This is a genomic window from Clostridium sp. SHJSY1 (genome assembly GCF_031626875.1).
Lineage (GTDB): Bacteria > Bacillota > Clostridia > Clostridiales > Clostridiaceae > Clostridium.
In genome coordinates, this window is the sequence record NZ_JANDMF010000001.1 from 1 (window position 1) to 19,826 (window position 19,826).

At 29.2% G+C, this 19,826-nt stretch carries 18 protein-coding genes; 2 read left to right on the forward strand and 16 right to left on the reverse strand.

Translation table 11 applies throughout. The annotated features are described in order from the left end of the window. The first annotated feature begins 259 nt into the window (after window positions 1–259). Window positions 260–1,600, forward strand: coding sequence for a DUF2334 domain-containing protein (locus NNC19_RS00005; protein WP_310936529.1), 1,341 nt, complete (start codon window positions 260–262; stop codon window positions 1,598–1,600). Between the two features lie 53 nt (window positions 1,601–1,653). On the opposite strand, the gene NNC19_RS00010 is transcribed toward NNC19_RS00005, so the two are convergent. The 5 genes from NNC19_RS00010 to NNC19_RS00030 all read right to left on the reverse strand — a co-directional run bounded on the left by NNC19_RS00010 (window position 1,654) and on the right by NNC19_RS00030 (window position 7,299). After that, window positions 1,654–2,448, reverse strand: coding sequence for a Nif3-like dinuclear metal center hexameric protein (locus tag NNC19_RS00010; protein WP_310936530.1), 795 nt, complete (start codon window positions 2,446–2,448; stop codon window positions 1,654–1,656). Beyond that, the gene (locus NNC19_RS00015; protein WP_310936531.1) at window positions 2,445–3,149 is read right to left on the reverse strand and encodes a class I SAM-dependent methyltransferase; all 705 of its coding nucleotides are present in this window, start codon (window positions 3,147–3,149) and stop codon (window positions 2,445–2,447) included. The genes NNC19_RS00010 and NNC19_RS00015 overlap by 4 nt, the downstream gene beginning before the upstream one ends. A 62-nt stretch (window positions 3,150–3,211) precedes the next feature. Then, entirely contained in the window at window positions 3,212–4,324 is a 1,113-nt protein-coding gene (rpoD, locus tag NNC19_RS00020) for an RNA polymerase sigma factor RpoD (protein ID WP_310936532.1), read from the reverse strand. 6 nt (window positions 4,325–4,330) lie between these two features. Further along, the gene (dnaG, locus tag NNC19_RS00025) at window positions 4,331–6,127 is read right to left on the reverse strand and encodes a DNA primase (RefSeq protein ID WP_310936533.1); all 1,797 of its coding nucleotides are present in this window, start codon (window positions 6,125–6,127) and stop codon (window positions 4,331–4,333) included. 140 nt (window positions 6,128–6,267) lie between these two features. Next, a complete protein-coding gene (locus tag NNC19_RS00030) occupies window positions 6,268–7,299 on the reverse strand; it encodes a deoxyguanosinetriphosphate triphosphohydrolase (protein WP_310936534.1) in 1,032 nt (343 codons plus the stop codon). Between the two features lie 185 nt (window positions 7,300–7,484). On the opposite strand from NNC19_RS00030, the gene NNC19_RS00035 reads away from it, so the two are divergent. After that, window positions 7,485–8,552 carry a CotS family spore coat protein gene (locus tag NNC19_RS00035; RefSeq protein ID WP_310936535.1) on the forward strand — a complete coding sequence of 356 codons (1,068 nt, stop codon included), beginning with the start codon at window positions 7,485–7,487 and terminating at the stop codon, window positions 8,550–8,552. 49 nt (window positions 8,553–8,601) lie between these two features. Here NNC19_RS00035 and ppdK read toward each other — a convergent pair whose 3' ends face one another. The 11 genes from ppdK to yqfC all read right to left on the reverse strand — a co-directional run bounded on the left by ppdK (window position 8,602) and on the right by yqfC (window position 19,817). Next, window positions 8,602–11,229 carry a pyruvate, phosphate dikinase gene (gene ppdK / locus NNC19_RS00040; protein ID WP_310936536.1) on the reverse strand — a complete coding sequence of 876 codons (2,628 nt, stop codon included), beginning with the start codon at window positions 11,227–11,229 and terminating at the stop codon, window positions 8,602–8,604. A 71-nt stretch (window positions 11,230–11,300) separates the two neighbouring features. Further along, window positions 11,301–11,936, reverse strand: a complete 636-nt coding sequence (locus tag NNC19_RS00045) for a helix-turn-helix transcriptional regulator (protein ID WP_310936537.1) — start codon at window positions 11,934–11,936, stop codon at window positions 11,301–11,303. A gap of 189 nt (window positions 11,937–12,125) precedes the next feature. Beyond that, a complete protein-coding gene (locus NNC19_RS00050) occupies window positions 12,126–12,764 on the reverse strand; it encodes a DUF4342 domain-containing protein (RefSeq protein ID WP_310936538.1) in 639 nt (212 codons plus the stop codon). A gap of 5 nt (window positions 12,765–12,769) precedes the next feature. Beyond that, entirely contained in the window at window positions 12,770–13,510 is a 741-nt protein-coding gene (recO, locus tag NNC19_RS00055) for a DNA repair protein RecO (RefSeq protein WP_310936751.1), read from the reverse strand. Window positions 13,511–13,529: 19 nt separating this feature from the next. Beyond that, window positions 13,530–14,420, reverse strand: a complete 891-nt coding sequence (gene era / locus NNC19_RS00060; protein ID WP_310936539.1) for a GTPase Era — start codon at window positions 14,418–14,420, stop codon at window positions 13,530–13,532. A gap of 9 nt (window positions 14,421–14,429) precedes the next feature. After that, the gene (locus NNC19_RS00065) at window positions 14,430–14,831 is read right to left on the reverse strand and encodes a cytidine deaminase (protein ID WP_310936540.1); all 402 of its coding nucleotides are present in this window, start codon (window positions 14,829–14,831) and stop codon (window positions 14,430–14,432) included. 207 nt (window positions 14,832–15,038) lie between these two features. Next, a complete protein-coding gene (locus NNC19_RS00070; protein WP_310936541.1) occupies window positions 15,039–15,740 on the reverse strand; it encodes a diacylglycerol kinase in 702 nt (233 codons plus the stop codon). A gap of 31 nt (window positions 15,741–15,771) precedes the next feature. Continuing rightward, entirely contained in the window at window positions 15,772–16,275 is a 504-nt protein-coding gene (ybeY, locus tag NNC19_RS00075) for an rRNA maturation RNase YbeY (protein WP_310936542.1), read from the reverse strand. A gap of 22 nt (window positions 16,276–16,297) precedes the next feature. Then, on the reverse strand, window positions 16,298–18,361 hold the full coding sequence (locus tag NNC19_RS00080; RefSeq protein ID WP_310936543.1) for an HDIG domain-containing metalloprotein: 2,064 nt from the start codon (window positions 18,359–18,361) through the stop codon (window positions 16,298–16,300). A gap of 38 nt (window positions 18,362–18,399) precedes the next feature. Next, window positions 18,400–19,533, reverse strand: coding sequence for a sporulation protein YqfD (gene yqfD / locus NNC19_RS00085; protein WP_310936544.1), 1,134 nt, complete (start codon window positions 19,531–19,533; stop codon window positions 18,400–18,402). Beyond that, window positions 19,530–19,817, reverse strand: coding sequence for a sporulation protein YqfC (yqfC, locus tag NNC19_RS00090; protein WP_396136385.1), 288 nt, complete (start codon window positions 19,815–19,817; stop codon window positions 19,530–19,532). Before yqfC ends, yqfD begins: the two co-directional genes overlap by 4 nt. Window positions 19,818–19,826 lie beyond the last annotated feature (9 nt).

Below are 19,826 nucleotides of genomic sequence, written 5' to 3' on the forward strand. Positions count from 1 at the left end.
GAGTTATTAAAGATAGCCTAAGAATCTGTTTTTCTATTCAACTGTAAAATTATTCAAGTTAAAATGCACTATTATAGATATTAATATACTATTCTTAATAAATAACAAACTTGTATAAACTTTTTAATTTGTTCTCTTTTTATAACTTCTAAGTACAGGCTATGCATTGTATAATATTTCAAAATTTATTATTATAGAATTATAAACATTTTATTATATATACTAAAACTAAAAATATATTATTACACAGGGGGAAACTATGAAAATAACAAATAAACTAATAATAATGGCTTTAACTTTTTTACTAATTGGATGTTCACCATCTAATAGTGATTCAAAATCTGATAACACACTCATAACTGAAAAACCATCTTTGGATTATAACGAACTTAAAGATTTGAATATACCCAAAGATGATATTAAATTAAAAATTAATGGTAAAATTTTAGAACTTTCTACTCCTATTTATTTAGAAAAAAATAGATATTATTTTTGTTTAAACGATATTGTCGATAAACTCAACGGAAGTTTTGATAAAGATAGTGATTCCTTGCATATTTCATTATTAAATAAATCTTTTGATATAGATACTTCAAAAAATATTATCAATTCAAATAATAAAGAAGTTAAATTAAAAAAATCTTTAATTTCTCAAGATGACTTTTACTTTATAGGATTATCTGATCTTTCTGACATTTTAGAAATGTATACTAGATGGGATGTAGCTACTAAAACAATATCATGCAAAACAGAGGGATACAATAACGAAAATATTACACCTTATATTTCTAAAATAGATCAAGTTGGCTATTTGCGTTTAGAAGATATAGATTTAACCACTCTTTCTTATGATAAAGAATTTCTAGAAAAACTCAGAATTATAGGTAACTATCTTTACAAAAAGAATATTCCTTATCATATAGCTTGGATACCTCGTTTTGTATCTCCTCAAAACAATATTGATATAGACCCAATGACTCAAAATGATTTTAGAAATGCAGAAATGATATTTACCCTTGATTTCTTTACAAAACATAATGGATCTATAGGTTTACATGGTTATACCCACCAATCAGATAATGAGGAGTCTGCAATAGGCACAGAATTTGGTCACAAACACCCTTCAACAGAAAGATTTAAAGAAAGAATAGAAAAAGCACTAGCTACAGCAAAATATCTTGATATTCCTATAGATTTTTTTGAGACCCCACATTATCAAATTACAGCTGAACAAAATAAAATAGCTGAACAATATTTTAAAATTTTATATCATCCATTTCAAGATGCAGGACGAAATGGTATAGATCTTACTAAACCTCAATTAAGTCCTTATAATAAATCATCATATTATATATCAACACCACTTGATTACATTCCTGAAAATAAAATTGATTCTGCCATTAATTTTATTAAAAATGCTGATATAAATAAAATGGGAAGTGTTTTCTTCCATCCAAGATTAGATTTTTCATACATCACTTTATCAGATGAGAATGGAACTCCGAGCTATAACTACACAGATAATTCTGTATTAAAAAGGGTTATTTCTGCTCTTGAAGAAAAAGGATTCAAAATGTCAAAAGTAACTGACATAAAATAAAATAAATATTCCATAAAGATAGAGGAGAATCTATCTTTATGGTTATTTTCACTCTATAAAAAACTATAGGGATCTTTACTAACCTTAGAATGTATAAATTCTATATTCTCAAATTTATCTTCTAACTTTTTCATAACATTTAGAAATACAATCCATTCTGTTGAAAAATGTCCTGGATCTAATATAGTTACTCCATTCTCTTTATAATCAGAAACAAAATGATAAGTAGTATCCCCTGTAACTATACAATCTGCTCCCAAAGCTAAAGCTTTACTAAAGAAATCTTGCCCACTTCCATTTATCACAGCTATTTTTTTTATATTTTCACTAGCTATTGCCCCTCTTATATTTTCAACTTGTAAGCATTCTTTAAGTTTCTTAACAAATGATTTTACAGGAATTTCTTCATTTAATTCCACAAATCTTCCTATTCCTGAACTTTCACATCCTTTTATAGTACTCTTTTCAATCAAAACACTCTTTTCAAATCCTAATAGTTTTACTATTTCTTCATTAATTCCACCATTAACTGAATCTAAGTTTGTATGACTTGAATATAGTGATATATCATTTTTAACTAATTCTATTACTTTCCATCCCTGTAAATCTTCTCTTACAATTTTACTTGGTTTTTTAAAAAAAAGTGGATGATGTGTGATAATAAAATCTATATCTTTATCCTTAGCTTCACAAATTACTTCTTTTGTACAATCTAAAGCTAAAAGCACCTTTTTAACTTGCTTTTCTTCTTCTCCTACCATAAGTCCTACATTATCATAACTTTCTTTCAAAAATGATGGAGCAATCTTTTCCATTTCTTTAATTATATCTCTAACTTTAGTAGTCATCTTTTTGAAACCTCCAACTTAAATTTCTTAATATAACTTAACTTTTCTTCAATTTCATTTCTTCTCTTATTAGCTGACTCACTATCATCTTTAATAAACCCAGATATTCTCTCATATTTTTCTCTCTTACTTTCTAAATAAGAATTCATCAGTTCATGTTTTTCTCTTAATAATATTGGAGAGATCTCATAAAAAATAGATTCTAATTCTATCTTTTCTATTTTATTAGATTTCCTAACTTTAAATAATTCATAATATATGCCTTCATCCAAACATAAGTCTTCTTGCATTACCTCATAACCATTAGAATATAAATACTCTCTAAGAACCTCAGGATTTTGAGCCGGTTGAAGTATAAGAAATTTATAACATAATACTTTTTCTTTATCATTTTCAAGTATATCTCTAATTAAATTTCCTCCCATACCTGCTACTACTACTGATTCAACCTCACCTTTTTTTACTGTTTCTAATCCACCACCAAGTCTAACCTCTATTTTATCTTCTAAATTCTCCAAAGTAACATTTAACTTAGCTTTTTTCACAGGCTCTTTGTTAATATCAGATGCAATAGCTCTTTCACATAAACCTTTTTTAACCACATAAATAGGAATATATCCATGATCAGTTCCTACATCAATAATACTGTCGCATTTATCAATATGATTTACAATAAACATAAGTCTTTTACTTAATTCCATAAATACTTAACTCTCCTTAGTAGTAAAAAACATCTGTCCTAAAACAGATGTTTTTATATATATTAATCTAAATAATCTTTAAGTTTTTTGCTTCTTGATGGATGTCTAAGTTTTCTTAAAGCCTTAGCTTCAATCTGTCTTATTCTTTCTCTAGTTACATTAAATTCTTTACCTACTTCTTCTAGAGTTCTTGCTCTTCCATCATCAAGTCCAAATCTAAGTCTTAGAACCTTTTCTTCTCTTGGGGTTAGGGTATCTAATACATTAATTAATTGTTCTTTAAGCATAGTGAAAGCTGCAGCTTCAGCTGGTGCTGGGGCTTCATCATCAGGAATAAAGTCTCCTAAATGACTATCTTCTTCTTCACCAATAGGAGTTTCTAATGACACTGGTTCTTGAGCAATCTTTTGAATTTCTCTAACTTTTTCAACTGGCAAATCCATAACCTTCGAAATCTCTTCTGGGAATGGATCTCTTCCTAGTTCTTGAAGCAGTTGTCTTTGAACTCTAATAAGTTTATTTATAGTTTCAACCATATGAACCGGAATTCTAATTGTTCTTGCTTGATCTGCAATAGCTCTTGTTATTGCTTGCCTAATCCACCAAGTAGCATAAGTCGAAAACTTAAACCCTTTCCTATAATCAAACTTTTCAACTGCTTTTATAAGGCCTAAATTTCCTTCTTGTATCAAATCTAAGAATAGCATTCCTCTTCCTACATATCTCTTTGCTATACTTACTACAAGTCTAAGATTTGCCTCTGCTAATTTTTTCTTTGCATATTGATCTCCAACTTCAAGTCTTTGTGCAAGCGCTATCTCTTCTTCAGAAGATAATAATGGAACCTTACCTATTTCTTTTAAATACATTCTTACTGGATCATCTATAGCAATCCCCTCTGGCACAGATAAATCTATTTCTTCTTCCTCTTCCACATCCACACCATTTAGATCTCCAATAACCTCAATCCCCATAGATTCTAGCACTTCATAAATTTTCTCAATTTGTTCAGTACCTAATTCTATATTTTCTATTTCATCCATTATTTCTTTATATGTTAAAGTTCCGTTCTTTTTACCTTTTTCAATCAAGTTTTTTACCACGGACATCTTTGAATTCTTATCTTTATTATCATTTTTCTTATTTACTGCTTTTGTCTTTATTTCTTCTGCCATTACTTGTTACCTCCTTTCGCCTTGACCACTAGAACATCTCCTTACTTTCAACTCTTCCGTTAACTCTTTAAGTTTAATAGCAAGTTTTATTGATTCTTCTATCATACCCTTTTGTTCCAATTTCTTCTGCTCCTTTTTTAGACTCTCAATCTTATCCTGTAACTTAAATGATTTAATTTTATTAATATAATCTTCTATTAGCTTTTTTGTATTCTCAGCCTCTAAAACTTCAATTTCTTTAATTTTTACCCATTCTTTTGAAGATTCTATATCATCACAATTATTTTCTACATAGGATAAAAGATTCTCAATTCTTTCTTCTCTTCCTCTACATAAAAAAGCAAATATTTTTTTATGTGCTTCTAAATTAAAATCCTCTATAGATAGAGTTTTAATTATATCTTCATAATATTCATCATTAAGCATTAATTTTATCAAGGATTTCTCTGCTTTTATATAACCTGGCTCTACATATAATTTTGTTCCAACTTCTTCCTCTTTATTCATAAAAGGCTCTTCTTTTATGTTTTTAGCCATTCTTAGCAAATCATACAAAGATTGTTCCCTCAATCCTGTATCCTCTGATATCTTTTTTATGTATACATCTTTTTCTACAGGATTCAAATCAGCTAAAATATCAGTAACTCTCTCCCCATAAATAATAAGTGATTGTTCATCTTTAAAATTAATTCCTTCTTCTGCTCTTTTTAATCTATAACTGATTAAAGGAATAGCATTATTAATTAATTTTAGAAATGCATCTTTGCCATTAGATCTAATAAATTCATCTGGGTCTTTTCCTTTTGGAATAATAAGAACCCTAACATCAAAACCAGCATCTCTTAAGATTTCAAGTCCTCTAAGAGTTGCTGTTTGCCCTGCTACATCAGCGTCATAAGAAATTATAACCTTATCAGCATATCTTTTTAGTAGCCTTGCTTGATTTACTGTCAAAGCAGTACCTAAGGATGCAACTACATTGGTAATTCCATGTTGATGAAGTGATATACAATCCATATACCCTTCCACAATTACAAAATATCTATCTTCCATTTTATTTTTAATGGCAAGATTTAACCCATATAAATTGGTACCCTTTTGGAAAACTAAAGTTTCTGGTGAATTCAAATATTTTGGCTTAGAATCATCTAAAACCCTTCCACCAAAGCCAATCACCCTACCTTTTATATCAAAAACGGGAAACATGACTCTCTTTCTAAACCTATCATAAATAGTATTCTTTTTTTCATTTTTTATAACCAAACCAGCTTCAAGCATAATTTTTTCATTGATGCCAATTCGTTTTAGATGATAGATTAAATTACTCCAGCTATCCTTAGCGTATCCTAACCCAAATTTTCTTATTGTAGATTCCTGAATTCCTCTGTTTAAAAAATACTCTTTTGCTTTTCTATCAGCCATCAAATTATTGAAGAAAAATCGCCCTGTTTCAACATTTACTTTAAACAAAACATCCTTTTTCTTTGAAATCTTGCTAGGCTCTCCATTACCTAAATCTAGAGGAATATTAACTTTTTCAGCTAAAAGTTTAATAGCTTCAATAAAATTTAAATTTCTTTGCTTCATTACAAAAGTAATAACATTTCCTGCTTCTCCACAAGAAAAGCACTTATAAATTTGTTTATCTTGTGATACTGAGAATGAAGGAGATTTATCATTATGAAAGGGGCAAAGCCCCATATAATTCCTACCTGCCCTTTTAAGCTTTACAGTTTCAGAAATTATATCTACAATATCATTTTCTTGTTTGATTCTTTCTATTATATCTTCAGAAATACGCAAGGAGTATTCTCCCTCCTTACTAAATAATTTTCACCAATTTCATATTATTCGACATTCTAATTTAAAATCCTTCTTAAAAATTAATATTTTTATATTTACTGTATTATCTTCTCTTATGCAAAGGTAATTTATTCTATAATTTAATATATTATCAACTTTGGTACATATAATTTATTAAATAAGTTCAAACAATAGTCATCACTCATTCCTGCTATGTAATCTGCTACGCCCCTTTCTTTTCCTTCTCTTTTTGAGATTTCAAAATATAATTCAGGCATTTTTTCTGGATAATTCATAAAATACTTTATTAATTGTTCTAATATAAATTTTGCTTTTTTTCTCTCTTCTTTAAGTTCTTCACCTAAATAAATATTTTTAAACATAAATGCTCTAAGCTCTCTCATCGCCTCACCAATTTCTTTGCTTAGTCCTACATCCTTAACCCCATTATTTAAATTTTCTTTAGAAGTTATAATTAAATCTGATACTAAAGTATTTATTCTATCAGAATGAGAATATCCAAGTACATTACAAATTTCTTTTGGCAACGCTTCTTCCATTAATAATCCTGCTCTAACAGAATCATCTATATCATGATTAATATATGCAATTTTATCACTATATTGAACTATTCTGCCTTCTAATGTCTTAGCTCCTTTGTTAATACTGCTACTAAGTCCACTATGATTTAATATTCCATCTATAACTTCTTCAGTAAGATTAAGTCCATTTCCTTCCCTTTCAAGTTTTCTTACAACTCTTACACTTTGTTCATTATGCCTAAATCCTTGTGGCAAAAATTCATTTAAAACTTCTTCTCCATTATGTGCAAAAGCTACATGACCTAAATCATGTCCTAAAGCAATAGCTTCCACCAGAGTTTCATTTAATCCTATCCCAACTGCAATAGTTCTTGCAACTTGGCTAACTTCTAAGGTGTGAGTCAATCTTGTTCTGTAATGATCACCGAAAGTTTTTATATAAACTTGCGTTTTATGTTTAAGTCTTCTAAAAGATTTTGAATGAAGTATTCTGTCTCTATCAACCATAAAGCAAGTTCTATAATTATCTTCTTCTTCATCCCTTTCTCTTCCTTTTGTCTCAGATGATAAAGTAGACTCTTTAACTAATGTCAACCGTTCACAACTTTCAATTTTTTCCCTTACGTTCATATATCATCACCTCTTTTTTATTATTCTATACTTATCTCATAAATCCTTTATTTATTACATGTAAATATTATTTGCATATACTTTAATTTTATATCTAAAAATACTGTTTTTTTTGAAAATCTATATAGTATATTTAAAGAATTATATTAATATCATAGTAATGAGTAATTTAAAAGGAGAATCAAATGAATAATATAGTGTGTAACCCAGATAAATCATTATTTTGTGAAGATAATATTTTGAAAAATATTTTGCCATCATTCAATATTTATGATGCAAATGTAGCTATGGTGAAATTTAAAGATACTGATAAACAAAGAGCTGTGTATAAAGTTATTTACAAAAATAATTCTTACTGTCTAAAAAAAGTATATTTTCCTGAAGAAGAATTACTATATGTTTATTCTGCATTAGAATGGCTTCATAGAAATGATTTACACGTTCCAAATCTTCTTCCCTCTTCAGATAAGGGTAGATTTGTAAAATATAATAACATGCTTTTCATACTCACTCCTTGGATTGATGGTGCAAAGTGTGATTTTGATAAATTTAATGATGTAATCTCTTCCTCCTTAGAACTTGCAAAATTGCACAAAAAATCAGAACAATTTACTCCTATCGAAGGTAGCTTAAACAGAAAAGGGTTTGATAATATATATTTATCCAATTCAAAACACTTTGAACAAATTTTACAAAATTCAAATTTAGCATTTAAATTTCATGATTTATTTTCAAAAAAATATATAGAAGATTTTGATATTAACCTACAATTATGCAAAATTTCTTTAGAAATTTCTTCAAGTATAGATTTTAAGGATTTGTCTATTTCATTATGTCATGGAGATTATGTAAATAAAAATTTAATTTTTTCTTCAGATGATGAATTGTGGATGATAGATTTTGATAAGTGCAAATTAGATTATTGTGTCCATGATCTTTCATACTTCATGCGCAGACTTTTAAAAAGGGAAAATACAAACTGGAACATAGATATAGCTCTATCAATCCTTAAATCATATACCTCATATAAACACTTAACTAAATCAGATTATAAATATATAATTTCTTATTTGGCATTCCCACAAAAATATTGGAAAATATCAAAAGACTATTATAAAAACATAAATAAATGCAATAAAATTGCGTTTCAAACACTTATTAATAAAGCAAGTTTAAGAAATAGAAATCAACTTGAATTCATTAACGATATTGTTCATATTCTTTCAGAAAACAACTGGTCAATTCCTCTTTGAAAACTAAAAATTCCTGCAATAATTATTTCTATTGCAGGAATTTAATTAATTATCTCTTATTTTTAACTTGTGCTTGAGCTGCTGCAAGTCTTGCTAAAGGAACTCTAAATGGTGAGCATGATACATAATCAAGTCCAACATTATGACAGAATTCAACTGATGATGGATCTCCACCATGTTCTCCACATATTCCTAAATGAATATTAGGTCTAGTTGCTCTTCCCTTTTCAGCTGCTAATTTAACTAACGCTCCAACACCTGTTTGATCTAACTTAGCAAATGGATCTTGTTCATAAATCTTCTTTTCATAGTATGATCCTAAGAACTTAGCAGCATCATCTCTTGAGAACCCAAAAGTCATTTGAGTTAAGTCATTTGTTCCAAATGAGAAGAACTCAGCTTCTTTTGCAATTTTATCTGCTGTAAGTGCTGCTCTTGGTATTTCAATCATGGTACCAACATGATACTCTAAATTTACTCCCTTTTCTTTCATTACTTCATCAGCAGTTTTAACTACAACATCCTTAACATATTTTAATTCCTTGATTTCACCTACTAATGGAATCATTATTTCAGGAACCACATCATATCCTTTTGAATTTCTAACTTCTATTGCTGCTTCTATTACTGCTCTAGTTTGCATTTCTGCTATTTCTGGATAAGATACAGCCAATCTACATCCTCTATGCCCCATCATAGGATTAAATTCATGTAATCCTTCAACCGTAGCCTTTAGATCAGTAAATTCCAATCCCATCTCTTTAGCTAAAGCTTCTATATCTTCATCGCTATGAGGTACAAATTCATGTAGTGGTGGATCTAAGAATCTAATTGTTGCTGGTTTTCCTTCTAAAGCTTCATAAATTTCTATAAAATCTTGTCTTTGCATTGGAAGTATTTTATCTAATGCCTTTCTTCTTTCTTCTTCATTCTTAGATACTATCATTTCCCTAACAGCCATTATTCTATCTTCTGCAAAGAACATATGCTCTGTTCTACATAATCCTATACCTTCTGCTCCAAATTCAACAGCTTGTTTTGTATCTCTAGGAGTATCTGCATTTGTTCTAACTTTTAATTTTCTAATTTCATCTGCCCATCCCATAAATATAGCAAAATGTCCTGATATTTCAGGAGAAACTGTTTTAACCTTTTCTGCATACACATTACCAGTTGAACCATCAATTGATATATAATCATTTTCTCTGTAAGTCTTTCCACCTACAGTTAATGTTCTTTTAACTTCATCTACCTTTAGTTCTCCGCAACCTGCAACACAGCAAGTTCCCATACCTCTAGCAACAACAGCAGCATGTGAAGTCATTCCACCTCTTACAGTTAAAATTCCTTCTGCCGCAACCATTCCCTCAATATCTTCTGGAGATGTCTCAAGCCTAACCAAAACCACTTGTTCGCCTTTCTCAGCTCTTTCTTTAGATTCTTCAGCTGTAAATGCTATCTTACCACAAGCAGCTCCTGGTGACGCAGGAAGCCCCTTAGCTACTGGCGCTGCTTTTTTTATCTCCGCTTGGTCAAAAGCAGGATGTAATAAAGAATCTAATTGCTTAGGTTCAACTTTTAAAATTGCTTGCTCTTTAGTAAGCATTTTTTCTTCAACTAAATCTACAGCTATTTTCAAAGCTGCTTGAGCTGTTCTCTTACCATTTCTAGTTTGAAGGAAATATAACTTACCTTCTTCTATAGTTATTTCCATATCTTGCATATCTTTGTAATGAGTTTCTAATGTGTTAATAATACCAGTTAATTGTTTATATATAACTGGATCTTGCTCTTCTAATTGCGAAATTGGTTTTGGAGTTCTAATACCTGCAACAACATCTTCCCCTTGTGCATTCATTAAATATTCTCCATATATTTTATTTTCCCCAGTTGCAGGATTTCTTGAGAATATAACTCCTGTACCTGATGTTTCACCCTTATTTCCAAATACCATTTCTTGCACATTTACAGCTGTTCCCCATTCTCCAGGGATATCATTAAGTCTTCTATATACTATAGCTCTTGGATTATCCCAAGATCTAAATACAGCTGTAATAGACTCAATTAATTGAGTTCTAGGTTCTTGTGGAAAATCTTCTCCCTTTTCACTTCTATAAAGCTTTTTATACTCACTTACTAATTCTTTTAAATCATCAGCTGTAAGTTCTGTATCATTTTCCACTCCTCTTTTTTCTTTCATCTCATCAATTTTATTTTCAAATAATCGCTTTTCAATTCCCATAACAACATCTGAAAACATTTGAATAAATCTTCTGTATGAATCATATGCAAATCTTGGATTGTTAGTAAGCCTTGCTATAACTTCTACAGCTTCATCATTTAATCCAAGGTTTAATATTGTATCCATCATACCTGGCATTGACGCTCTTGCTCCTGATCTTACCGATACAAGCAAAGGGTTTGTAGCACTACCAAATTCCTTTCCTGATAACTTTTCAAGTTCTTTAATACTTGTTGTTATTTGCTCCAATACTTCAGATGATATTTTTTTACCATCTTCATAATACTTATTACAAGCTTCTGTAGTAACAGTAAATCCTGTCGGAACTGGAATTCCTAGTGTAGTCATTTCTGCTAAATTTGCTCCTTTACCTCCCAGTAAATTCTTCATACTTGCATTTCCTTCACTAAAAAGGTAAACGTACTTTCTCTCCATCTCAATACTCCTCCGTTCAATACAAATTATATATACTAACAAAGCTAATGCTCTGAAAGTTACACCTTATGTTACTCGCTCTCTCCCATTTTTACGAATAATCTTGTGATATTGGTTTTTGAAACCTTTCCTACAATTTTATATTGACTCTTTACTCCATCTACCTTTAACGTCTCAACTATTGGTATACTATCAATCTCATGCTCTATAATTTTTTTAGCCATGTCATATGCACTGTCTTCTGAAGTTCCACATATAATATTAGGCATTCTTGTCATTATTATACCCACAGGAACCTTATGAATATCAGTACCCCCAATTGAAATCTTTAAAAAGTCCTTTCTAGATACAGCTCCCACTAAAAAGCCATTATTTTCAACAAAAACAGTACCAACATCATTTAGAAACAAGTATACGATTGCATCATAAACCATAGTATTTTCACTTATTATAGATGGTTTTGACATTATTTCAGATACCTTTATCTCATTTATATAATCTAAAAGCAAACTACTTTTAGGCTTGTCAGAAAAAACATATCCTACTTTGGGTCTTGCATCTAATATCCCTATCATAGTAAGTATAGCTAAATCTGCTCTTAATGCAGCTCTAGTAACCCCTAATTTTTCAGCTAAAGCCTCACTTGTGACAGGCTGTCCTTCTCTTACTAATTTAATAATTTCTTCTTGCCTATCTGACAATTTCATACAATCCCTCTTTTCAGAGTCAATTTAGGAATATTAAAAATTTTGTGTAGTAATCTCTCACCACAGTATAATTATACCACTTTATACTCTTTTGACTACACTTAATTTTCAGAAAAATCAAACATTTTTCTTCAATATTCCTAAATTAGTCCTCATTTATAACATTCTTAATCATTTTTACATATTATTTTAGCTATTTTTCTCTTCTTTCTCTTCTTTTTCCTCTTTATCTTCTTCAAAATTTACTGTATAGCTGTAAACAGTTCCATTACCATTGGATGCTTTTTCTTCTTTTGAAGGTTTATTACCATATTCATCCTTTGCATCATGAAATTTATTTTTTATAACATCTGCAAATTCACTAGCTTTTTCTTTAACTTCATCTGCTGCTCTATAAACATATTTATTAATAACTTCAACAGATCCATCTACCTTAGTAATTTCTATTGTAATTTTTGTAGCAACTGCAGCTACAACACCAAAAACCAATAATGCTGGCATTATTATCGCAATCACACTTACTGCAATTCCTGCATTTACAGGAACATCTACTAATATCTTTTCATCCTTTTTAATCTTTATTCTTGCTACATTACCCTTTCTAATTAATTCCTTTAGCCATATTTTAAATTCTTCTATACTTTGCCCATTGTTTTCGTCTCTTTCTTCTGATTCTTCTGCAAAATTATTATTAGTTTTATTTTCAATGAATATTATAGCATCTAATACATCTCCATCACTAAATTCTAATGCTTCTTTCGCTTGAGCATAGCTAACTCCAGTTCTTTCCTTTACCTTGTCAACGCTTTCTAATGAAATTTTCTCCATACCATTCACTCCTTTATATAATTTAGCATTTCTAAACTTTTTGGTCTTTTGGCATAACTAGAAGAAATCATAAAAGTAGTTACCTTTTCAATTTCTTTTTTTATATCATCTGATAAATTTAATTTATATATCTTTTCTGAAGGGGTCTTAATGAGGAATCTCAAAGCATTGTATGTCCCTTTAGAAATATATAATCCATGCTCCTTAGTACATTCCTCACAAACTCCTCCATAATATGATAAACTTATATAATTAGCTGATGAAATTTTCTTTTTACATATAGTGCAATTATCTAAAGTTAATCCATATCCAGTAGCCTTAAGTAACTTTAATTCAAAAGTTCTTATAAGCATTTCATAATCTATAGCATCTGTATTTAATAAATATAGTGTAGTTATAAATTCCTTAAAAAGCCACTTATTACTTTCTCCTTCTAATAAAGCTATATCAATAAGCTCACAAATATATGATGAAAAAGTAAGCTTATCAAGATTATTTAACAACCCCTGAAATGAATTAATTATTTTACCTTCTTGAAGATTGTATAAATTTTTTCCTTTAAAAATTAAATATTCTCCATAGCATAAAGGCAGGGTAACTGCAAAAAGTTTACTCTTGCTTTTTTTAGCCCCCCTTGCTATATTGGTTATTTTCCCTAATTCATCTGTATACATCCATACTAACTTATCATTTTCTTTATAATCTTGTGTTTTTATAATAACACCCTTGCACTTAAATAGTGACAGTTAAACCATCCCCTATCTGCTATTTATTTTTCTTATACCCAAGTTCTTTTAAGAGATTTTGATTATCTCTCCATTCTTTTCTTACTTTAACCCATATTTTAATATTTACTTTTGCATCTAAAAATCTTTCTAATTCATATCTAGCAGATTCCCCTATTTTCTTTAGACTTTGCCCATTTTTTCCTATAATTATACCCTTATGAGAATCCTTTTCACATATCAAATCCACTTCTATATGATATGTTCCATTTTCTTTTTGTTTCATTTGAATTACATCAACCGCTATTCCATGGGGAACTTCATCTCTTAAAGTTCTTAATGCTTTTTCCCTAACTAACTCTGCTACAACAAACTTTTCTTGAACATCTGTAATCATATCTTCAGGATAATATTGTGGCCCTTCTGGTAAACTTTCAACCATAAGTTCAACTAATTTATCAACATTCTTACCCTTTAATGCAGAAATAGGAATAATCTCTTTAAAGTTAAATTCTTGTGAAAATTTAGCTAATGACATAGCTACCTTCTCTTTTGTAGTTTCATCTACTTTATTCAAAACCAAAAACACAGGTGCTTTTGAATTCTTTAATGTTTCAAGTATAAACTTATCTCCTCTTCCAAGTTCATCATCTGGATTAGTAATAAATATTACTAAATCAACTTCCTTCATTGAATCTTTTGCAGAATTCACCATATACTCACCTAATTTATGTTTTGGCTTATGTATTCCTGGTGTATCCACAAATACAATTTGATATTTCTTTGTAGTTAAAATTGTTTGAATATTATTTCTTGTAGTTTGCGGTTTGTTAGAAACAATTGATAATTTTTCCCCCATTATATGATTCATCAAAGTTGATTTACCCACATTTGGTCTTCCTACTATAGTTACAAATCCTGATTTAAACATTCTTCCTCCTTATTTATCCAAGTCTTCTTTTGTAAAAGTGCCTGGCATTATCTCATCTAAAGTCTTTTCTAAAATTTCATTTTCATTTTTTATTATATATATCTTTGTATCCTTACTTTCCGCAAACTCTGAAATCACTTGTCTGCATATACCACAAGGATAGGTAAAAGAATTTGGATCTCCAATTAATGCAATAGCTTTAATTGTTCTATTTCCATGTGATATTCCATTAAAAATAGCTGTTCTTTCAGCACAGTTAGTTGCTCCAAATGATGCATTTTCTATATTACATCCTGTATATATTTTATCATCTTCAAACAAAACAGCTGCACCCACCTTAAAGTTTGAGTAAGGACAGTATGCATTTTCTCTAGCTTCTATAGCCTTTGATATTAATTCTCTATTAATCATAATAATTCCTCCAACACTCATTAGATATATCTTTATTAGCATACTCTTTATTTATATTATGTGTATTTTAAATTATATCACTATACAAAAATTATACAAGAAGTTAGAAATCAGTAAAATTTATATACAGATTTCTAACCAAAGAAAAACATTACACATAATAAGGTAGTTCGATTTACGAACTACCTTATTATGTGTAATATAAAACTAAATTTTAAACACAGTAAATATTAATAATGTTAGCAACATTCCAAACAAAGCACCAACAATTACTTCTGCTAATGAGTGCACTTCTGAATCCACTCTACTTTGAGCTGTTATAAAAGCCATCAAAAAACTCAACATTATACATATTGGTTCCTCTGTTATAAGCGATATAGCTGTTGCTATAGAAAATGAAAGTGCACTATGACCACTTGGCATACCACCTTTAAGTGGTGTTCCTTCTCCAAATATAGCTTTTACAATTACAGTCGAAATACAAACTATTACTAACACTATAAATATTGTATAGGGATGAGAACTTTTCACTTTATGAATTACAACATAGGAAAAGTTAGACAACTTATCCCAGAATATAACATATCCCACTACTAAAGCATTTACAGCAGTTATAAAAACTCCACCTGCTGCTGCATTCTTAGCTATTTTAGCTAAAGGATGATAATAATTTGTAGTCATGTCTATAGCCGCCTCTATAGCTGTATTAATAAGTTCTGCAGATATTACCATAGTTATTGTTACTGCTAAAACTAAAAATTCTGTCTTAGTAACATCAAAACAAAAGCAAGCTATTAAAACTGCCAATGAAGCAAATAAATGTATTTTCATATTTCTTTGGGTTCTTACAGTATCTATAACACCATCAATGGCATGATTAAAACTGTCCACTAACTTCTTTAATTTCATTTATATCACCCTTTTACACTTATAAAAATTATTATCCCCTCTTTATATTAAGTTTATTTAAGATCTCCTCTTCTCTTTTTCTCATGAACTTTTTTTCATCTTCTTCCATATGATCATATCCTAACAAGTGCAATACCGAATGTACAACCAGATATGATGCTTCCCTTTGAAATGAATGATCATACTCTTTCGATTGTTCTAATGCTTTTTCTAATGATAACACTATATCCCCAATGACTAATTCTTCTCCATCCATAAAAGTCTCATCAAACTTCTTATTTTTATAACACTCCTTATATACATTCCCTTTTGGATAATCTAACATAGGAAAAGAAAGAACATCAGTAGCTCTATCTATGCTTCTATTTTCATTATTAATTTTCCTAATATCCTCATTATCTACAAACACCAAAGAAATTTCACAAGGTACCAGAACTTCTTCTTCTCCTAATGTAAAAAGTATAGTATCTTCTAACCCTTTAATTACATTATCATCCACATCTATTTTACTTTGTCTATTATCAACGTAAATCATCTTTTCTCCTTTTTAGCATGATCTATTTCTTTAAATCCTTTATTTTTTCAGTGGGATATTCTATCCTTTGATGATAAATTCCACTTAATGATTTCAAGAAACTTTTCCTTATTTTATTTAAATCTTTCAATGTTAAATCACAATTATCTAGCTGTCCAGTATAAAGCTTATCTTTAATTATATTATTAACCATTTCTTCAATTTTTCCTTTTGTAGGATCACTTATTGACCTTACAGCCGCTTCTGTTGAATCAGCTAACATTATAAGTCCTGATTCTTTACTACTTGGTATTGGTCCTTTATACCTAAAATCTTCTTCTCTTACTTCCTCTGGATGTTCAGAATTATTTTTTACAGTATAATAAAAATACTTAACCAATGTAGTGCCATGATGCTCTGCTATTATATCTTGCAAAACTTTAGGTAATTTATACTCCTTAGCTAGTTCTAAACCTTCCTTTACATGAGAAACTATAATAAGTGTACTTAAACTTGCATTTATTTTATTATGTGGATTATCTTTACCAATTTGATTTTCTTTAAAGAAATATGGTCTTAAAGTTTTACCTACATCATGATAGTAAGATCCTATCCTTGTAACTACAGGATCTGCATCTACCTCTTCTGCTGCCATTTCTGCTAAATTAGCAACCATAACACTATGATGATAAGTACCTGGAGCTTCCATTAATAATTTTTTTAATAAAGGACTGTTCGGGTTACTAAGTTCTAATAATTTTAATGTAGTTACTATATCAAATGCACCTTCTAAAAATGGTAACAATCCAATAGCTAATATTCCAGATATAAATACACCCAAAACAGACATCAATGTGTTTAAGAATATATCCGTAATATTACTTGACAATATTACCCCTACAGTAAAACTTGTAATACCACTTAAAGTTAAAATTATTACAGATGCATATAATATATCATTTCTTTGTTGCAATTTTCTAAGAACTGTAGCTCCAAGTAACGCATTTAAAACAGCTAATATCATAATCGCTGGATTAAATTCTACTAAAGTTCCTATCAAAACAGCATTCAATGTACTTACAAACATAGACACCTTATAATTTACAAGTAATGTTATTAACATAGGTGCCCAAGCTAATGGAATTAAGTATGGAGATCCAATACTTATAACTCTTGCTAATCCCAAAGATACAACATTAAGTAAATTAATTAAAGCTAACATCTTTAAATTTGAATATATATTCTTATGATTCTTATATATATAATAATGTTCTATATAAAGAATCACTCCTGAAAATGCTGCTAGCACTAGATATAATAACGCAAATCCTTTCCCTGTATTTTCATTTAACAATCCTAAATCTGTTAAAATTTCAATCTGCCTTGCAGTAACAGGTTCACCCTCTTTTACAATGATCTGATTCTTTTTTATCAATACTTTATCAGTGCTTTTTTGAACTTCTTTCTTTTTTTCTTCTGTTTTTTGTTCATCATAAAAAAAGTTTGGTTGAATTTGTGCAGTAACTATTTTATTTAACAAAGAACTCAAATTTGAATCTAGTTTTAAATCATTTATTTTTTTAGATGCATCATCACGTGCTTCTGATAATCTATCCTTATTATCATTTTCTATGTTTTTTTCATACACACTATCAATTATCTTCGTTATATTGTCTTCTAATTCTGTTAATTTCTCCTTAGAAATAGAAATTAATATTTTACATTCACCATCAGCTAACTTTATTGGATCGTATTTTTGCAAAGATGAAACTTTCTCTGCCTCTTGCATAGATGTAGAATTAACATTAATAACTTTCTCAATAAGGCCTGTTAAATTTGATTGCGCTTGTTTTTTAACTTCTCCTTTTAAAGTAAATTGCTTATCAACACTTTCTAAAGCTTGTTTCAATTTCTCTTCTGAAGCTTTTTCATCCACGTATTCTCTAGGTGCTTTAATGTCACTTCGTGCGATTTCACCTTCACTTAAATCATATTTTTTAGGAGCAACTGAAGTAACCATTAATACAAAAATCCATAGAAATGTGACTAAAAATAAAAATATCCTCTTTGTATCATGTTTAATGTTGAAATTATATTTCATTTTCATAATTAATGTATCTCACCCTCTTATCTATACCTGTCTATTTAATTGTTAACTTTAGCTATATTCTGTTCTACTAAAAACATAACTTTAACCCTCATTTTTCCTTCTCCAATATCCTGTACATTAATTTCTTTATTTGATATTTTAGCATCATTACTTAAAGTTTTTAATAAAGATTTCTCTAATTGACTTGCTGCTTTATTGACTTCTTCATTTTTTTCTTTATTAACTTCTTTTTCTTCTCGTTCATAATATAACACTTTACTAATAAATCCTTTATTAGTATCTATTTTATCATAATACTTAAACTTGTTTATAGCTTTTTTTAAGTAAATTTTTTTACCCCAAAAATTAAGATATATATCACTATCTGTTTTCCCTGTCTTCTCAATCTTCTTACCACTCACCTGAATTTCCATCTCTTTTTCATAAAATGTATTTGCTATAACTGTGCCCTTTGCCGGAACTGCATATTCTTCCCCTTCCCTTCCTTGAACTCCGCTAATTAGAACCTCTCCTGCTTTTACTATATCACCAGGGTTTACCTTAGCTGTTCCTGAATTAACATATATCCTTTTTATTTCTCCATCTACTGCAGCAACGCATTCTCCTATAGGTGCACCAGTTATCTTAGGTGGTGTTACTTTTTCTTCTATAACAATTTTTAAAGTTGACCCTTCTATTCTTGCACGTATCCATAGTATATCACTATTTATATCCTCTAATTTTTTCTCTAAAGAATATACATTTATATCACTCTTACCTATTCCAGGCTTTACTCCAAGTTCAGTAAGCTGTTTTCTAATTTCATAAGGTGCTATATTTTCCTTAGTTGATATCTCAATAGCCCAAATCTGAGTTGATAACAAATATAAACCGCATACAAAAATAGCTCCACCAATAATCAATGATATTTGTTTTTTCATTCTATAAATTATAAATATAAAGCCTTGTCTATTAACTACTTTTATTTTACCTTTACATTTTTTTACTGCTCTTTCTACCTCTTTGTAATCCTCATAATTTACTTCTAATCTAATAGTTGTAATATCACTTCTAACAGCTCTTGATACATTCACATTTTCTTTCCATAAAAGATTCAAAAATTTCTCAGGCATAGGCACACTAACATCTAAAGTAATTTTCCCAGTTCTCATTTTATTTAATATCATCATAATTGGTTACCTTCATAAAAAATCGCTTTAAAACTTCCACTTATTGTTATAGTGTCCCCGCCTATGTATAGTATCTCGAAACTACTCCCTTGTATTTTTATAATTCCTACTCTTGAATTAATTCTTATCTCATTTTTTTCAAAAGATACTATACCTTTATGATTTTCAATAATAATTTCTTTGTCTCCTGTTACTATAATCTTTGGTATATCCAAAATCAAATCTTTTGGAATTTTAAATTTTTCAATGATAGCTTCTTTATTTTTATTTTTTTTGCTCTCCACCTTAATCTC